The organism is Rivularia sp. PCC 7116 (assembly GCF_000316665.1).
In the GTDB taxonomy this organism is placed as follows: domain Bacteria; phylum Cyanobacteriota; class Cyanobacteriia; order Cyanobacteriales; family Nostocaceae; genus Rivularia.
Map to the genome: position 1 here is coordinate 3,880,066 of NC_019678.1, position 15,583 is coordinate 3,895,648.

Below are 15,583 nucleotides of genomic sequence, written 5' to 3' on the forward strand. Positions count from 1 at the left end.
ATAAATATCATTGATGCTTATAATTACTGTTAACAGAAATAGATTTACCCCCAGTTTCTAGTGATTTAGTAAGAGCGGTAAGAATTTCTACTAGCTCCGCACCTACACGACCATTAGATATTGATGACGGAGTATTTTGCATAATACATTCAACAAAATCGTTACAGACTTTTTGTAGTGGTTCCCCTTTTTCGATTTCTATGACTTTTCGCTGTTGATTTACAGGAATAAAACGATTTTCCTGACGCTCAAACTCACCCTCCATCAAAGTTAAAGGGGTGTCAGATAACATTTCATCAAAAATTAAACTTCCGCGACTACCTACAACAGCTAAACGTCTTTGTTTGTCTGGATTTAGCCAACACAAATGAATAAATGCTTGGAAACCAGAAGGGTATATTAAAGTTGCTTGAACTAAATCGGATAGGGTATTGGAAGTTTCTTGCTGCAACCAAGCTTTTCCCGTCGCTTGAGCGGTGAAAGGTAATTCACCCAGCCAATTGTTAAAAATAGCTATGTCGTGAATCGCTAAATCCCATAATGCATCAACATCTTGACGTACCGGGCCTAAATGAGTCCGGGTAGCATAACCGTAGCGCAAATCTCCCACAGCCCCGGCTTGCAATACCGCTTGCCCTTTTTCCACTGCTGGGTGAAATAAATAGGTATGATCTACATTTAAAATCAGCTGCTGTTTTTCTGCTAATTCGCATAACTGACGGCATTCGTTAGGCTTGAGAGTCAGAGGTTTTTCCGCTAAAACATGACATCCCCAGTTCAAAGCATCAACAATTAAGGAATAATGCGTCACGGCAGGAGTAGCAATTACAACTGCATTTAATTCATTTAGCTGTTGGAGCTTTTGGTACTCGGTAGTTAATAAAACATTTTTGTCTAAGTTATATTGTCGTTCTACCTTCACCAAACATTCAGGATTTGGGTCAACTACCGCTACAATTTCGACGCAAGGATGAGCCAAAAAATTTCGCAACAAATGGACTCCCCAGCGTCCAACTCCGACTACGGCAACTTTTATTGAATTAGTCATATTTAGTTATTAGTTATTAGTTATTAGTAGTTAGTGGCTAATTGTATTGAATTTTTCTGGTCTATATCCTATACCCGCAAGGAATTAAATTCCCTCAAATGCGAAATAAAAATTCTTGGAAGTTGATTCAAAATTTTTGTTATAAGCTACAGTTCAAATACATAGTAACTTTATAATCAATAGCTTATTAAACACTTAACTGAATACAGTATTATTACTGAGGATTGATTGCCATAAAAGCTATTTTTGCGGCAGCTTGCTCGGCTGCTTTAATCGAACGTCCTTTACCTTCACCTAATTTTTTATCGTGCAGCCAAACTTCAGCAATGAAGCGTTCTTGATTATGCTGAGGGGAAGCAAGCTGAGTCACGCGATATTCGGGCAAAGTTTTATATTCTCCTTGAGTCCATTCTTGTAGAGCAGCTTTATAATTTTGTCTTGCCGGATCTGAGTTGATTTCTGTAGCAAGTTGCTTAAAGTGGGGATCTAACCAAACCCGAATCAACTCCAAACTATTAGTACTTAGATAAAGCGCTCCCAAAACTGCTTCAAAAGCATCCGCCAATCTTGATTCTTGCCCTGCTCTGTCGCCATAAGCACTTCCAGCAACCAATAAATGTAGCTCCAAACCGTAAGAACTAGCTAATTTAGCAAGAATGCGATCGCTAACTAATACGGAACGAATTGCAGCAAAATCACCCACACGGGCATCATGAAAATCTTCCCATAGAATCAGAGCAGCTACCAAACGTACCACCGCATCGCCAACAAACTCAAGTTGTTCGTAATTAGCCGACTCCGAAATAGACGGATGAGTCAGCGCTAAATCCAGTAGTTCCCAATTAACAGGCGATTTTACCGGTAAACCTAGCTTTTTTACCAAACTCTCAAGTTGTCGCTGACGACGTGGATAAATAACAGACATTATTCAATTGGTAATTAGTAATTAGTAATTGGGAATTGGGCATTAGGAATTGGGCATTGGGGCGCAGGGAATACAATAATCACCTAAATTATTGTAATATCTATAACCCATCACTTCTGCTTGCCTTCTTCTTTCATTTTCTTTGCATATCCCCTTGGGTTGCGCCACTGCTCTTAAAATTAGGATGAAAACCCACGGGAGGGTTGATCGTCTCCCTATTTTTTTTCATTTTCCCAAAATGGGGAAGAGAGTCGGACATAAGCCGGGTTCTGTTCTAAAAATGTAGAAATCTTCTACATTTAAAGGGCGATTATCTATCTGGGACGCTTGTTACCAAACGCCTCAAGCGGCTCTCATAAAGCGGAACCGGTAAAAGACCAACCATAGTTCCTCTCACCTTGCTTCCAACCGGGGTTTACCGAGCCAGCACCTCTCGATGCTGCTGGTGAGCTCTTACCTCACCTTTGCACCCTTACCTTTGCCAATTATCAATTACCAATTATCAACGAACAGTAAAAACTGACAATTGATAATTGTTCATTGTTGATTGAAAAGGCGGTATTTTTCTGTGGCACTATCCTCACGCTCGCACGCACTGGGAGTTATCCAGCAAGTCTGGTCTTTCGGAAGCCCGGACTTTCCTCAAACTAGTTGAAAAACTAATCTGCAACCGCCTCGCCAACTCTCTCATAACATTTTAGTTTAGACGAAGACTTGTTGTTATCTTTTTCTCTTTTTATTCCAAGGTAGAGCGTAAGTCCAAGGAAGTTTTCTAATTATAAAAGGGCAGGTAATGATGCACATTGGAGGAACATTTTGACCTGGAGCTAAGCCGACGCGAACCTCTGAAAATCGCAGAACTAATTGTAGAGAACATTCTAGTTGCTCTCTTCGGCTAACAAATTTTTTGTATAACTTTCTTTGCGCTCTTACCGGACTGCCTTTGAGTCCGCTGATGTTAACTAAAGATTTTTTGGCTTGATATATTCCCGTTTCTTGGTCTTTTCCAAAAACATCTTCAGCAGTAACGCCTTCGATCAGTTTTTGAGCGGGAGCAACTAAGCTAGGACTTTGAGGTACGCCTAAATCGCGGGAAACATCTGGAGATTTACGAATGACTCGACGCGATTGACTTTTATGTTTTACTGCGAAAGAACAGTTGTCCCAGTCAACATATACAGCAAGATTCTTTGACTGATTCGTAAGAATAAGTAATAACTCTTTTAAACCATCTATATCATAAGAAGGCTTAAGTTTAAAAGCTACAGAGATTTTATCATCGAGTTCTTGTTCTTTTAACTGTTTGTCAACAGCAGCCTTATCAAAGATGAACTTAATTTGATCCTGAATAGATTCGATCATTAAGTTTAAAACATAACTGACACCGATGATATAAAGTGTCAATACTATTAAACTAGGATTCGTGTCTTGTTGCATAAGCGTTTAATGTAATCCCCCTAAAATTTTCGTTCACCTCGAACATCTTTAAGAGTTGCAGGACTTTCAAGCCAGCCGCTCTGTCGGAAAAACACTAATAAACCAACTGCGATCGCGATCATTGTTGCCACGCATAAGGGGAAGCCCCATTCTGCTTTCAAACCGGGCATATGCTCGAAATTCATTCCGTACAACCCAGCAATGAAAGTTAAAGGTAGGAAAATCCACGAAAACACCGTGAGCAACTTCATGATTTCATTCATTCTGTTGCTTACCGCAGAAAGATACACGTCCATCAGCCCCGATGCAAGCTCTCGATAAGTTTCTACCATATCCATAACTTGTACCGCATGATCGTAACAATCTCTTAGGTAAATTCTCACTTCCTCGCTAATCAATTCGTTACTATCTCTAATCAAAGCATTTATGGCGCTACGCTGAGGCCATATAGCGCGACGTAATTGTAACAATTCTCGCCTAATTCTATAAATTTTGTGCAGTGTTTTTCGAGTCGGATTTACTATTACTTCCTCCTCTAAATCTTCAATGCGTTCGCCATAATCTTCGAGTACGGGAAAAAACCCATCAATGATTGCATCTAAAAGAGCGTAAGCTAAATAGTCAGCTCCCTGCTTGCGGATAATACCTTTATTGTTGCGAATTCTCAAGCGTACAGGGTCAAAGCAATCAAGGGTAGGTTCTTCTTGTACGGTAAGTAAATAATTTTTTCCCAGAACAAAACTTACCTGTTCGCTATGAAAACCATCTGCTTGTTGCGTTGGCATTACCATTCTAGAAATAATCACCAACTGGTCGTCATATTCTTCTATTTTCGGACGTTCTGGAACATTTACTACATCTTCCAAAACTAAAGGATGCAGTTCAAAAACTTTACCAATTCGTTGCAACATATCAGTATTGCCTAAGCCTTGCACGTCTACCCAGGATACCGATTCAGTATCTAGATATCTTGCACAATTTTCTGGATAGGTAATCCTTTTGGGGATAACTTTATTTTGATTGTAATCAATTAATGAAACTCTTGTTGGTGGGGCATCTCTATCTTCATTAAGAGTTCCAGGTATCGTTCCCGGATGGTGATAAAAATCTTCTTCGTAGGGTTCAATTACTTGAGAATCAAAAGGAAACAATTTTTCTAACATATATTTTGACCTAATAAATAAAATGTAAATAATAATGATTTCTCAATTTCCTTTTGTTTAATACATAAATTAGTAGAAACCCTATCCTAGATAGATATTGATTAATTTTTCACAAAAATATCTCACCGACCAATCTTAACCCATAATCTTCCCTTAATAACTAAAAAGCGATTTGTCTAGAAAAACAAACCGCCGAAATTAATTAGATTTTGCAGTTACCAGTTATCAGTTACCAATGCCCAATGCCCAATTCCCAATTCCTAATTCTCAATTACCAATTACCAATTCCCAATTATCAAAATCTCTCGCCAATACCAAATTGAACCCGACTTTCTCCATCGTTGTTGTAACCGTAGTCTAAACGAATTGGTCCCAAGGGCGATTTTACGCGCACTCCCAAACCGTAACCAAAGCCATTGCCCGGTTTGTTGCGTGCCCCAGCAGGATTACCTGTGACGCTCGAAGCCGTACCCAAATCGGTTGCAGCATCGAAAAATAAGGCACCGCTAAGTAGAGAAAATACTGGAAAACGATATTCTGCTGATGCTTGAAGAAAACTGCGAGCGGTTCCTAATTCGCCTTCGCCAAATCCTCGCACGGAATTAGCTCCACCCAAAGAAAATGCTTCGTAGGGAGGCAAGTCTCCAATTACAGTTCCTCCTTGAAGATTAAAGGCAAATGCTTGGGGGCATTCCTGAGATTTATTGTTTGATTTACGACAACCCTTGGTTAATTTAGTTAAGCGAGTAGGAAGATAAAAGCTGTAGCTACCGCTTAATTTATTAGAAAAAATATTTGCGTCACCGATAGGAATTGATTGCTCGGTACTTAAACTTAAAACGGAACCTTTTGTGGGACTTAACGAACTGTTGCGTTTATCTCTAACTAATCTCAAAGGCACCGTTAACAAGTCATCCGTACCGTCACCGCTAAAACTCAAATCATTCCCTAAAGCATCTTTTGCATTAATATCCCCATCAGAATCGCGAATTGCAACTCGCTGATATTTTAAACCTGCACTCGCTACCCATTCCGATTTATCAAATACTTTTTTACTGAGATTGCGGCGGAAAGAAATATTACCGCCTGTTTTGAACACGCGGGGGCGATCGCCGTTTGCTAATTCGACTTCTGTTTCCCCTCCGTCAAAGATTTGGGAGAATGTACGCTTTCTAAAACCATTGACTCTGTAGGAAGTACGGTAAGGGTCTCCTCCTATCCAAGGATCGGTATAATTAACATCAAAAGCAAAATCTCTTTGACTGAACTCAACATCCGCTCCCAATTTTTGATTTCTACCGTTTAAGTTTCCTAATTGAAAACTGGTTCCAGCAAAAAGTCCGCTTTTGGAACTATATCCTCCATTCGGAGAAACACTAAAATTTCGACCTTCCGTTACATTTACAACTAATACCACTTTGCGAGGGTCTTGAGCGGGATTCAATTTCAAATTAATATCCTGAAAAATTCCCAACCCATAAACTCTTTGTAAATCTTTTTGAGCAACTTCTCTTCTAAATATCTCACCCGGTTTCAACTGCATTTCGCGGGTAATTATATATTTTTGCGTTTTCCCTTTAGCTTCTTCTCCTTCTGGATTGACAAACTGTACTTGAATATTTTCTATAACTCCTTCAGCTACTTGCAAAGTCACGCTGCCATCAGAGTTAACTTTGGGAGTATCTATCACCTGCGCTAAAACATAACCGTTATCTTGGTACCATTGATTGATTTTTTTTATTCCTGCTTGAAATTGTTTTAAATTAAGAATTTTACCGTATTGTTCTTTAAAACTTTGATTTATAACCTCTTGAGGTAATACTTGATTACCTTCTACATTTACTCCGAGTAACATCCGATTAGATTGGACGAGAAATTTAATCTTAACTCCCCGAGAAGTTTCTTCAGGAACAGCGCGTACATTTGCAAAATAGCCAGTAGCGAATATGGCATTAATATCTTGCTGTAATTGAGCACGAGTAATCGTCTTTCCTACTTTAGTTTGAATCGTATTAGCAACAATTTCTTCTAATTTTCCTTCTACACCATCAATGGTAACTTCTGCCACTAAAACTTCTGTTTGTGATTGCTGTTGTGGTGTTTGTGGTGTGTTTTTTGTATCGATATTTTGAGCTTGAACTATCGGAATATTTACGAAACCAAGAATACTAGCTGTTGCAATACCAATACTCAAAGCAGATACTTTTTTCATTGATTTCTTTCTCAAAATAAATAGTTCTACTACAGGAACACAGATTTTTTTAAATCCTTATTTGTTCCCTATTTTCCGGTTTTCATATTGGCTACTAACCTTGCTTTTTTTGATATGAAAACGGTCATTAATAGATTAAACTAAAAAAGTTTCTATAAAAATTAACTATAGTAATGCATAAATATGACTATAGTCATGTTGCCAATTTAGCTTGTAATGCATGATATTTATAAGATAAATTACTTAATTTTGCAATTCTTGTAATTTCATGCGCTTTAATCAAACTGCTTCTTTATCTATTCGTCGCGCCATACGTTATGTAGAATGGTTGATTTTAATTGTATATTTATTACTTTTTTTAGTGAATCGGGATGGAGTAAGTTACTCTAATTTACCAATACCAACTTACGTTACACTTGCTCAAGTAATTATATTAACGACTTTAAGTTTTATATTTCCAATCAATCGTCCTATTTGGCAGAGAAGATTTTATATTTTATTAGAAGTATTAACCGTTATTATGCCTGTAGCAGTAGGTGTTGATTTTGAAATAGCTCTATATCTGATACTAGCAAAAAGTTGTATTTTACTAAACAGAAAAGACGTAATTTTTATTACTATTTTTTCTGGTATTTTGTATATGCTTTTAATAGCTCAGAGTATACCTATGATAGTAGATTTTAACCGTACTAATCATAATCAATTACTTGCAGAATATTTACAAGATTTAAATAATACTGATGTCATAATTCGTAGAGCAGTGATTAATAATTTGGGAGGCTACATAACGGCAAGCATATTTGTAATTTTATTTTGCTTTGTCGTTGTAGCAGAACAGAAAAGTCGTCAAAAAGCAGAAGCCTTAACCCAACAAATAGAAACCTTGGCGGCAAGTTTAGAACGGAGTCGCATAGCTAGAGAAATTCATGATTCTTTGGGTCACTCTTTAACAACATTAGATATACAGTTAGAACTTGCTCAAAGGTTATATGATAAAAATCCCAATAAAGCAATTGATTCTTTGAATATTGCTAAAGACCTATCTAGCGAATGTTTAACAAAAGTCAGAAATTCGGTACAGTCGATACGTCAAACAAATTTTAACCTCAATCAGGCTTTAGCTACGTTAGTAGAACAAGTTGTACAAAATCAATCATTTGTAATTCATTTAAATTCAGAATTACCCCAACTACCAATTCAAACCAGCCATCAACTATACTGTATTGTTCAAGAAGCAGTTACTAATATTCAAAAACATGGTTTTGCAAAAGTTGTAAATATAAAAGGCTATCAAGATAACCAAGGAATTATTTTAGAAATTATAGATGATGGTCAAGGTTTTGAAGTAAATGCCCATCACACAGGTTTTGGATTGCGAGGAATGCAGGAAAGAATACAAATTTTAGGCGGGGAACTTCAGATTAAAAGTAGTTTGGGTGAAGGAACTCAAATTCAAGTTTGGATTCCTAGTTGATGAAAATTGGGAATTGGGAATTGGGCATTGGGCATTGGGCATTGGGCATTGGGCATTGGGCATTGGGCATTGGGCATGGGAAAATAATTTAGAATACCTAACTTCTAACAGTTAACTGCTCGCTGCTCACTGCTCACTGTTAACTGTTCACTGCTCACTGCTCACTGTTAACTGCTCGCTGCTCACTGCTCACTGTTAACTGTTCACTGTTCACTGCTCACTGCTCACTGCTCACTATTAACTGCTCACTGCTCACTGTTAACTGTTAACTGTCAAAACTTTGGCTACCATTTCCGCACGGGAAGATACTTTGAGTTTGCGAAACATTCTTTTTAAAGCTTGTTTGACGGAATTTTCCTGAATCCACAATTCTTTTCCAATTTGAGCGTTTGTTAATCCTTGTGCGACTAATTCGGCAATTTGAATTTCTCGCGGTGTTAAACAATTAATATTTGAATCTAAATCTACATCTAAATCTAAATTTAATTTAGATTGTTTTATTTGCGATTTTACTGTTATTAACCAAGTCGATAAATGTAAACAAACAGCGCTTAAATCTGCTAAATCCTTAGTATTAAAAGCGGAAGCTTCTCGCGTGCGGGTAAAGCCAATTCCACCAATTAGCTTTCCATTACCAATTATAGGGCCAGCCATTACATGTCCGTGGTCTATGCGAGGACAAATTGTTTTCCATCTTCCTGGTTGTAACACTACTTCCTCATGCACTGGAGCGTGATGTTCTACTACGTAACGTAAAACTGGATTATGTTCTATAGATAGTGCTAATTCAACCAAACCTGAAGTTTTTCTACGAGAAATACTGTCAAAAAAGAATAATCCTCGCCGCTTTGCTTGAAAATAATCGCCAAGTTTAACCATTACCTGTCCCCGCAATTGTTCTTTGTTGCGAGTCTGGGCTATTTCTTCAAATATCAATTGCAAAGAATTCGGCATTATCAGATTTTCGATTTGCAATGAAAGGATTTACTTCTAAATACAAACTGTACCCGAAAGAGGACTAGGCATAGCTAAGATTCAATTTTAATTTATATCTAAAGCGCTACTACGAAATTAAATTACGGAATTAAAACAATGCCTAACTACGTTCATCCAGAAGTACTTGTCGATACTCAATGGCTTGCCGAGCATTTAAACGACGAGAAGGTTCGTATAGTCGAAGTAAATGCAAATCCCCAAGCAAACCCCAATGAAGTTATTCCTGGAGCAGTTTTATGGAATTCATTCAAAGATTTGATGCTTCCCGATTACCGAATTAATTTGGACAAAGCAAATATTGAAGAAATACTCTCACGTTCGGGTATTGCAAATAACTCAACTATCATTGTCTACGGAGAAGTTCCTGGTGTCGGAGGATGGATTTTTTGGTTATTGAAAATTTTTGGTCATCAAGATGTAAGAATTCTTAATGGTGGTCGTCGCAAATGGGTAGCCGAAAAACGCCCGTTAGCACCCGTACAGCCAGTTGTAAATCAAACTCTTTATAGCGCTCAAGAACCAGATGGTAATTTACGAGTGCTGTTTGAAGACGTTTGCAAATCCATTAACCAAGCAGATCGCGTAATTGTAGATGTAAGAACACCTCAAGAATATAGTGGCGAATGGTTTTATGACAAACCTCCAGAAAACAACGAACGCGCAGGACATATTCTAAGTGCGGTACATGTTTATTACGAATCAGCCTTAAATGAAGATGGGACTTTGAAGCCAATAGAAGAATTACGTAATGTTTATGAAAGTAAAGACATTACACCAGATAAAACAATAATTCCTTACTGTGCAGTTGGTGCCCGTTCCGCACATACTTGGTTTGTTTTAAAGTATTTATTAGGTTATCCAAATGTATTGAATTATGACGGTTCCTGGAACGAATGGAGCCGAAGAGAGGTTAAAGGTTAAAGGCTAAAGGTTAAAGGTTAAAGGTCAAAGGTTAGGAGTTAATATTTTTAATTTTCCCCATCCTCACCTCCTACTCTTCCCAATTACCAATTACCAATTACCAATTACCCATTCGCAATTACCCATTCGCAATGCCCAATTTCTTAACATAACTACAAACATCGGGAACAAGATTTAAAGATTGCCATACTAAAAAAAAGCATCTCCGAAATGAAATAATATGATGATTCGGCTGTTGTTAGCAGATGATCAACCGCTATTTCGCCAGGGATTAGCGTCTTTGCTGTCGTTAGAAGAAGATATTGAAATTGTAGGGCAAGCGAATCACGGTAGTGAAGCTATTTCTCTTACCCAACAATTGCAACCTGATGTAATTCTCATGGATGTGCGAATGCCTGTTTGCGATGGAGTGGCTGCAACTCGCGAGATTCATCAACAATTCCCTTGGATAAAAATTCTGGTACTGACGACTTTCGATGAAGATGAATACATATGGCAATCTTTACAGGCTGGAGCATTAGGTTATCTACTTAAAAATACTCCCGCACCGCAGTTAGCTGCCGCAATTCACGCCATACATCAAGGACATTCTCAATTAGGTCCAACTATTGCACCCAAAGTCTTTGCTCAATTACGTCCACCCATTGCAGCTAAAGAAAACGATATTCAGCAAAAATTAACTGAAAGGGAATTAGAAGTATTAACTTTGATATCTCAAGGAAAAAGTAATCGAGAAATTTCTAAAACTTTATATCTCAGCGAAGGCACTGTAAAAAACTACGTTACCCAAATTTTAGGGCGACTCGGGTTAAGAGATAGAACCCAAGCCGCCCTTTGGGCTAAAGAGAATTTAGGGATTTAGTTGTTGGTTGTTAGTTGTTGGTTGATAGTTGTTAGTTAACTCGTTCCTAGCCTCCAGGCTGGGAATACCTATCTAGAGGCTCTGCCTCGCTTCAATTTATAGAAGGCAGAGCCTTCTGCGATGGGTTCCCAGCCAGAGGTTGGGAACCAGCAAACCACTAACCACTAACTACTAACTACTAACCACTAACCACTACCTACATCATCCCCATTCCTCCCATTCCGGGCATACCCATGCCCATGCCGCCCATGCCGCCCATGCCGCCCATGCCGCCCATGTCGGGAGCGCCACCGCCTGCTGGCTTGGGTTCTGGTTTTTCTACTACTAAGGCTTCAGTAGTTAGTACCATTCCGGAGATGGAACCGGCGTTTTGTAAGGAGGAGCGCACAACTTTAGCTGGATCGATAATTCCGACAGAAATTAAGTCCTCAAATTCGCCGTTGGCTGCGTTGTAACCAATGTTGAATTCGCTGTTTCTAACAGAGGAAACAATAACCGAACCTTCTACACCAGCATTGTCAGCGATTTGACGTAATGGCGCTTCTAAGGCTCTCGCTACTATATCAGCACCAATTTTTTCTTCTTCGCTAAGTTTATTTTTGATTTCAGCGACTTTTTTAGCTAGATGAATCAAGGTAGTACCACCACCGGGAACGATACCTTCTTCGACTGCTGCTTTGGTTGCGTTTAATGCATCTTCAATCCGTAATTTACGGTCTTGTAATTCGGTTTCGGTTGCCGCACCAACTTTAATTACAGCTACACCACCAGCAAGTTTGGCGATACGTTCTTGTAATTTTTCTTTGTCGTATTCGGAGTCGGTTTCCTCTAGCTGTTTGCGAATTTGACCGATGCGCTTTTCAACATCAGCTTTTAGATCGCCAGCAGCAACAATGGTGGTGTTTTCTTTGTCAATCTCGATTTTACGAGCGGTTCCTAACATGTCCTCGGTTGCGGTGTCCAGGCTTAAACCGATTTCTTCGGAAATCATCTGTCCGCCGGTAAGAATCGCAATATCCTGTAACATCGCTTTACGACGTTCGCCGAAACCAGGGGCTTTGATGGCGGCAATTCCCAACACACCTCTAGCTTTATTTACAACCAAGGTTGCTAAAGCTTCACCCTCAATGTCTTCAGAGATAACTAGTAAAGGTTGTCCGCTACGAGCAACTTTTTCTAAAATTGGCACCAAATCTTGAATGTTGCTGATTTTTTTATCAGTAATCAAGATGCGGGCATTTTCAAATTCGACTGTCATTCGGTCATTGTTGGTGATGAAGTAGGGAGAAATATATCCCCTGTCAATCTGCATCCCTTCTACAACTTCTAACTCGGTGGATAGAGATTTTGATTCCTCAACGGTAATTACACCGTCTTTGGTCACTTTCTCCATCGCTTCAGAAATCATTTTACCGACTTCTTCATCATTACCAGCAGATACCGTCGCAACTTGCGCGATCGCACTTCCTTCCACTGGCTTGGAAATCTTGGTAATTTCCTGCACCAGCGCTTCAACGGTTTTGTCAATGCCGCGCTTCAAGCTCATGGGGTTGGAACCAGCAGCAACGTTTTTGAGTCCTTCGCGGATAATAGCTTGAGCCAATACGGTAGCGGTAGTAGTACCATCCCCCGCGATTTCTTTGGTTTTCTCAGCCACTTCCTGGATTAATCTTGCCCCGGTGTTCTCCAAGGGGTCATAAAGTTCAATTTCTTTAGCAACGGTGATACCATCGTTTACAATTTGAGGCGCACCAAATTTCTTTTCTAAAAGAACATTACGACCTTTTGGTCCCAAGGTGATTTTGACGGCATCAGCAAGGGCGTTAATACCCTTCTCCAATGACCGACGTGACTCTTCATTAAAGGAAACGATTTTTGCCATTTTTTAACTCACAAGCACTCTTGTTTTACAATTTAGCACTCACTGCTCAAGAGTGCTAACTATGCAAGCTGTTTATATTACAGATATTAAGAACAAAAATGATTAATATACAGTTGTCGATTGTGATAGATACTGGCAGTGAGGAAGGAATCGGGAGATGAATATATACAGTTTCCTTAAATCTCTCGGTATTGCCGACCCCAGCGGTTCCGGGTGGTTGGCAGTAGTGTTTACGTTTTTATTAGCTTTAGTGCTTAGCTGGAGTTTAATTCCCCGAATCCGAAAATTTGCTTTAAGGGTGGGTTGGGCAGATCAGCCAAATGCAAGGCGTTTAAACAAAGAACCTTTACCGAATGCGGGAGGATTAGCAATTTATGCCGGGGTAATTGCCGCTGTTACCCTTGCTAGTTTATTAAGACCGATTGAATTAGAAAATGTATTAGCACAGGTTTTAACTGTACTGTTGGGCGGTTCAATACTGGTATTGGTCGGTTTCATTGACGACCAGTTTGGCTTACCCGCTTCTTTCCGACTACTGGTACAAATTTTAACAGCGCTTTTGCTAGTTGCTAACGATATTGGTTTTGATTTAACTTTTAATACTCCCATAGATTCAACGCTATCTACATTATTGACAGTACTGTGGGTAGTCGGAATTACCAATGCTATCAACTTGATGGATGGGATGGATGGTTTAGCTGGAGGAGTTAGCTTTATCACCGCTATGAGCTTGCTAGCAGTTTCCGCTCAGTCTTACAACCGTGCCGCAGCGACTTTGGTTTTAGCGGCTTTGGCGGGTTCCGCGTTAGGCTTTTTGCGCTATAACTTCCATCCTTCAAAAATTATTATGGGTGATACCGGAGCATATTTCTTTGGTTATGTTTTAGCTGCAACAAGTATTTTAGGTGAATTGCAAATAACTACAGTGTTATCAATACTGCCTCCAGCAGTCTTTCTTTTGCTGCCAGTACTGGACACTACCCAAGTTTTTGTAAGGCGATTAGCAGCAGGGAAAAATCCTCTTAGCACGCCAGGGAAAGACCATTTACACCATCGTCTGTTAGCTTGGGGCTTATCTCAAAGACGTGCAGCGCTTATTCTATGGTCAATAACTTTAGCGTGCAACTGGTTAGGAATGACCATCCGCAACATGACTCTAGAAGTTATTGTTGCAACTACGGTGACAATTTTTATACTTCTAGCTTTTACGATTTGGCGGAAAATGCGAAGCGCTTGAGTTGGAGAATAGGAGAATGGGGAGACAAGGAGGAAGGGAATAGGAAGAGACAAATAACTCCTTGGTAGCTCTTTATAAATGCCCAGTTACTAATTACCTATTCTCCATTCCCGTTTTCATTAACAACACCCAAAATGAAGCTGCTTTATAAGACTATTCAAATAGTTCTAACAAAAAGTTTTTATCTTGTTGTACATCAAATTTAAACGATTTAATTGTGAAAAAAGAGACGATTATCATCCATAAAGGAGACAATAAAAATAATATTCCCATACTTCTAGCATCATTATCGCTGTGCAGAAACAAACTGAAGCCAACAACCATACTTATAGATATATAAAACAAAGGAAATACTGACATAAATAAATTAAGAATTTGATTTGGCTTAATTGTGACATTTATCAGACTTCCCCTTTCTTGCGGAGATATTATCCCTTCAATAACAGGTAAGCTATTTCTTTTTTTGTATTTAGAAATTCTTTGAATCCGGAAAGAAAAATTTTCAATTGTACCTTCATAAGGTTTATCTGATGACGGACCGAAAGGAAAACTAAATCTAACTAACTTATACGGCTCAACAAAATTCAACAATTTATCTTCGACTCTATCCGGTCTAAGATAAGTTGTAATTTTAAACTTTTCAGTCGGCAAAATTTTTATCATAATCTCATACTTAAATAAATATCATTCTTGTATAATCTTAAACAAATTAAAATTTCTTTGCTGACCGTATTTACTCGGTGTTAGTCGGAATTAAAATATTTTAGGTGAAGAAAATGAAAATTTTAACTTTTAATTCTTACTCTCTTCCCGTAGAAGATTTTCTATAAGGTAGGTTGGGTTGAACGAAGTAAAACCCAACACTTTTAATTTTTTATTACTAAATCGCTTTAGATTTACCCTGCAATTCCTGCTGATAACTGCTTACTGATTGCTAGCCACTCGATTGCTATTAGCAATCAGCCAACCAATTACTACAAGAGATAAACCAAGAGCTAAAAATCCCATATCCCAAGCAAATTCATTTGCTCCGGGTTTAACGTGATGAACTCCAAGTATTTGATGATCTATTAATCCTTCAACAAAATCAAATAAACCAATACCAATCAAAATTGAGCCAAAAAAAGTTTTAGAAGACCAAACAACATCGCTACGCTTCGCGACTTTCCATAGTAAAACAACTCCTAAAATGGTCATCAAGAAGTCGAAGACGTGGAAGAAACCATCAGCAAGCACGTTTAAATCTATATTAGAGCGATTTGTTAAGGGTTTTACATTACTCAACATATGATGCCATTGTAGGATTTGATGCAGCACAATCCCATCAAAAAACCCTCCTAAACCTATACCCAAACAGATTCCAGCTAAGATTAGCGGTTTGCGTTGATTGCTAGCTAATGGTGATTCCATAATATGTACGATAATA

13 protein-coding genes and 1 other RNA gene are annotated in these 15,583 nt (G+C 38.7%); 4 read left to right on the plus strand and 10 right to left on the minus strand.

All coding sequences use genetic code 11. The annotated features are described in order from the left end of the window. Window positions 1-7 precede the first annotated feature (7 nt). From RIV7116_RS15085 to RIV7116_RS15105, 6 genes are all read right to left on the minus strand, one after another. Window positions 8-1,048, minus strand: coding sequence for a Gfo/Idh/MocA family protein (locus RIV7116_RS15085; protein WP_015119162.1), 1,041 nt, complete (start codon window positions 1,046-1,048; stop codon window positions 8-10). Window positions 1,049-1,262: 214 nt separating this feature from the next. Continuing rightward, entirely contained in the window at window positions 1,263-1,973 is a 711-nt protein-coding gene (gene rnc / locus RIV7116_RS15090; RefSeq protein WP_015119163.1) for a ribonuclease III, read from the minus strand. A 243-nt stretch (window positions 1,974-2,216) separates the two neighbouring features. Further along, an RNA gene (gene rnpB / locus RIV7116_RS34430) (RNase P RNA component class A) lies at window positions 2,217-2,659 on the minus strand. A gap of 34 nt (window positions 2,660-2,693) precedes the next feature. Next, complete coding sequence (locus tag RIV7116_RS15095) at window positions 2,694-3,410, minus strand: hypothetical protein (RefSeq protein WP_015119164.1); 717 nt, start codon at window positions 3,408-3,410, stop codon at window positions 2,694-2,696. A gap of 20 nt (window positions 3,411-3,430) precedes the next feature. Further along, window positions 3,431-4,573: a magnesium/cobalt transporter CorA gene (gene corA / locus RIV7116_RS15100; protein WP_015119165.1), complete on the minus strand. Its 1,143-nt coding sequence runs from the start codon at window positions 4,571-4,573 to the stop codon at window positions 3,431-3,433. Between the two features lie 295 nt (window positions 4,574-4,868). Next, complete coding sequence (locus tag RIV7116_RS15105) at window positions 4,869-6,785, minus strand: BamA/TamA family outer membrane protein (protein WP_015119166.1); 1,917 nt, start codon at window positions 6,783-6,785, stop codon at window positions 4,869-4,871. 268 nt (window positions 6,786-7,053) lie between these two features. Between RIV7116_RS15105 and RIV7116_RS15110 the strand changes: the two genes are divergently transcribed. Continuing rightward, window positions 7,054-8,259, plus strand: coding sequence for a sensor histidine kinase (locus RIV7116_RS15110; RefSeq protein WP_015119167.1), 1,206 nt, complete (start codon window positions 7,054-7,056; stop codon window positions 8,257-8,259). Window positions 8,260-8,517: 258 nt separating this feature from the next. Here RIV7116_RS15110 and RIV7116_RS15115 read toward each other — a convergent pair whose 3' ends face one another. Further along, window positions 8,518-9,213, minus strand: a complete 696-nt coding sequence (locus RIV7116_RS15115; protein ID WP_015119168.1) for a LuxR C-terminal-related transcriptional regulator — start codon at window positions 9,211-9,213, stop codon at window positions 8,518-8,520. A gap of 138 nt (window positions 9,214-9,351) precedes the next feature. On the opposite strand from RIV7116_RS15115, the gene RIV7116_RS15120 reads away from it, so the two are divergent. Further along, window positions 9,352-10,176, plus strand: coding sequence for a sulfurtransferase (locus RIV7116_RS15120; RefSeq protein ID WP_015119169.1), 825 nt, complete (start codon window positions 9,352-9,354; stop codon window positions 10,174-10,176). A 223-nt stretch (window positions 10,177-10,399) separates the two neighbouring features. Further along, window positions 10,400-11,038, plus strand: a complete 639-nt coding sequence (locus RIV7116_RS15125) for a response regulator transcription factor (RefSeq protein ID WP_044291865.1) — start codon at window positions 10,400-10,402, stop codon at window positions 11,036-11,038. Window positions 11,039-11,234: 196 nt separating this feature from the next. Here the strand turns inward: RIV7116_RS15125 and groL are convergent, their stop codons facing one another. After that, window positions 11,235-12,920: a chaperonin GroEL gene (gene groL, locus RIV7116_RS15130; protein ID WP_015119171.1), complete on the minus strand. Its 1,686-nt coding sequence runs from the start codon at window positions 12,918-12,920 to the stop codon at window positions 11,235-11,237. A gap of 157 nt (window positions 12,921-13,077) precedes the next feature. On the opposite strand from groL, the gene RIV7116_RS15135 reads away from it, so the two are divergent. Continuing rightward, window positions 13,078-14,157 (plus strand): MraY family glycosyltransferase, encoded by a 1,080-nt coding sequence (locus RIV7116_RS15135; RefSeq protein ID WP_015119172.1) that lies wholly within the window; start codon window positions 13,078-13,080, stop codon window positions 14,155-14,157. Between the two features lie 153 nt (window positions 14,158-14,310). Here the strand turns inward: RIV7116_RS15135 and RIV7116_RS33905 are convergent, their stop codons facing one another. Beyond that, window positions 14,311-14,820 carry a hypothetical protein gene (locus tag RIV7116_RS33905; protein WP_015119173.1) on the minus strand — a complete coding sequence of 170 codons (510 nt, stop codon included), beginning with the start codon at window positions 14,818-14,820 and terminating at the stop codon, window positions 14,311-14,313. 261 nt (window positions 14,821-15,081) lie between these two features. Beyond that, window positions 15,082-15,567, minus strand: a complete 486-nt coding sequence (locus RIV7116_RS15145) for a DUF2243 domain-containing protein (RefSeq protein WP_044291869.1) — start codon at window positions 15,565-15,567, stop codon at window positions 15,082-15,084. Window positions 15,568-15,583: the final 16 nt, after the last annotated feature.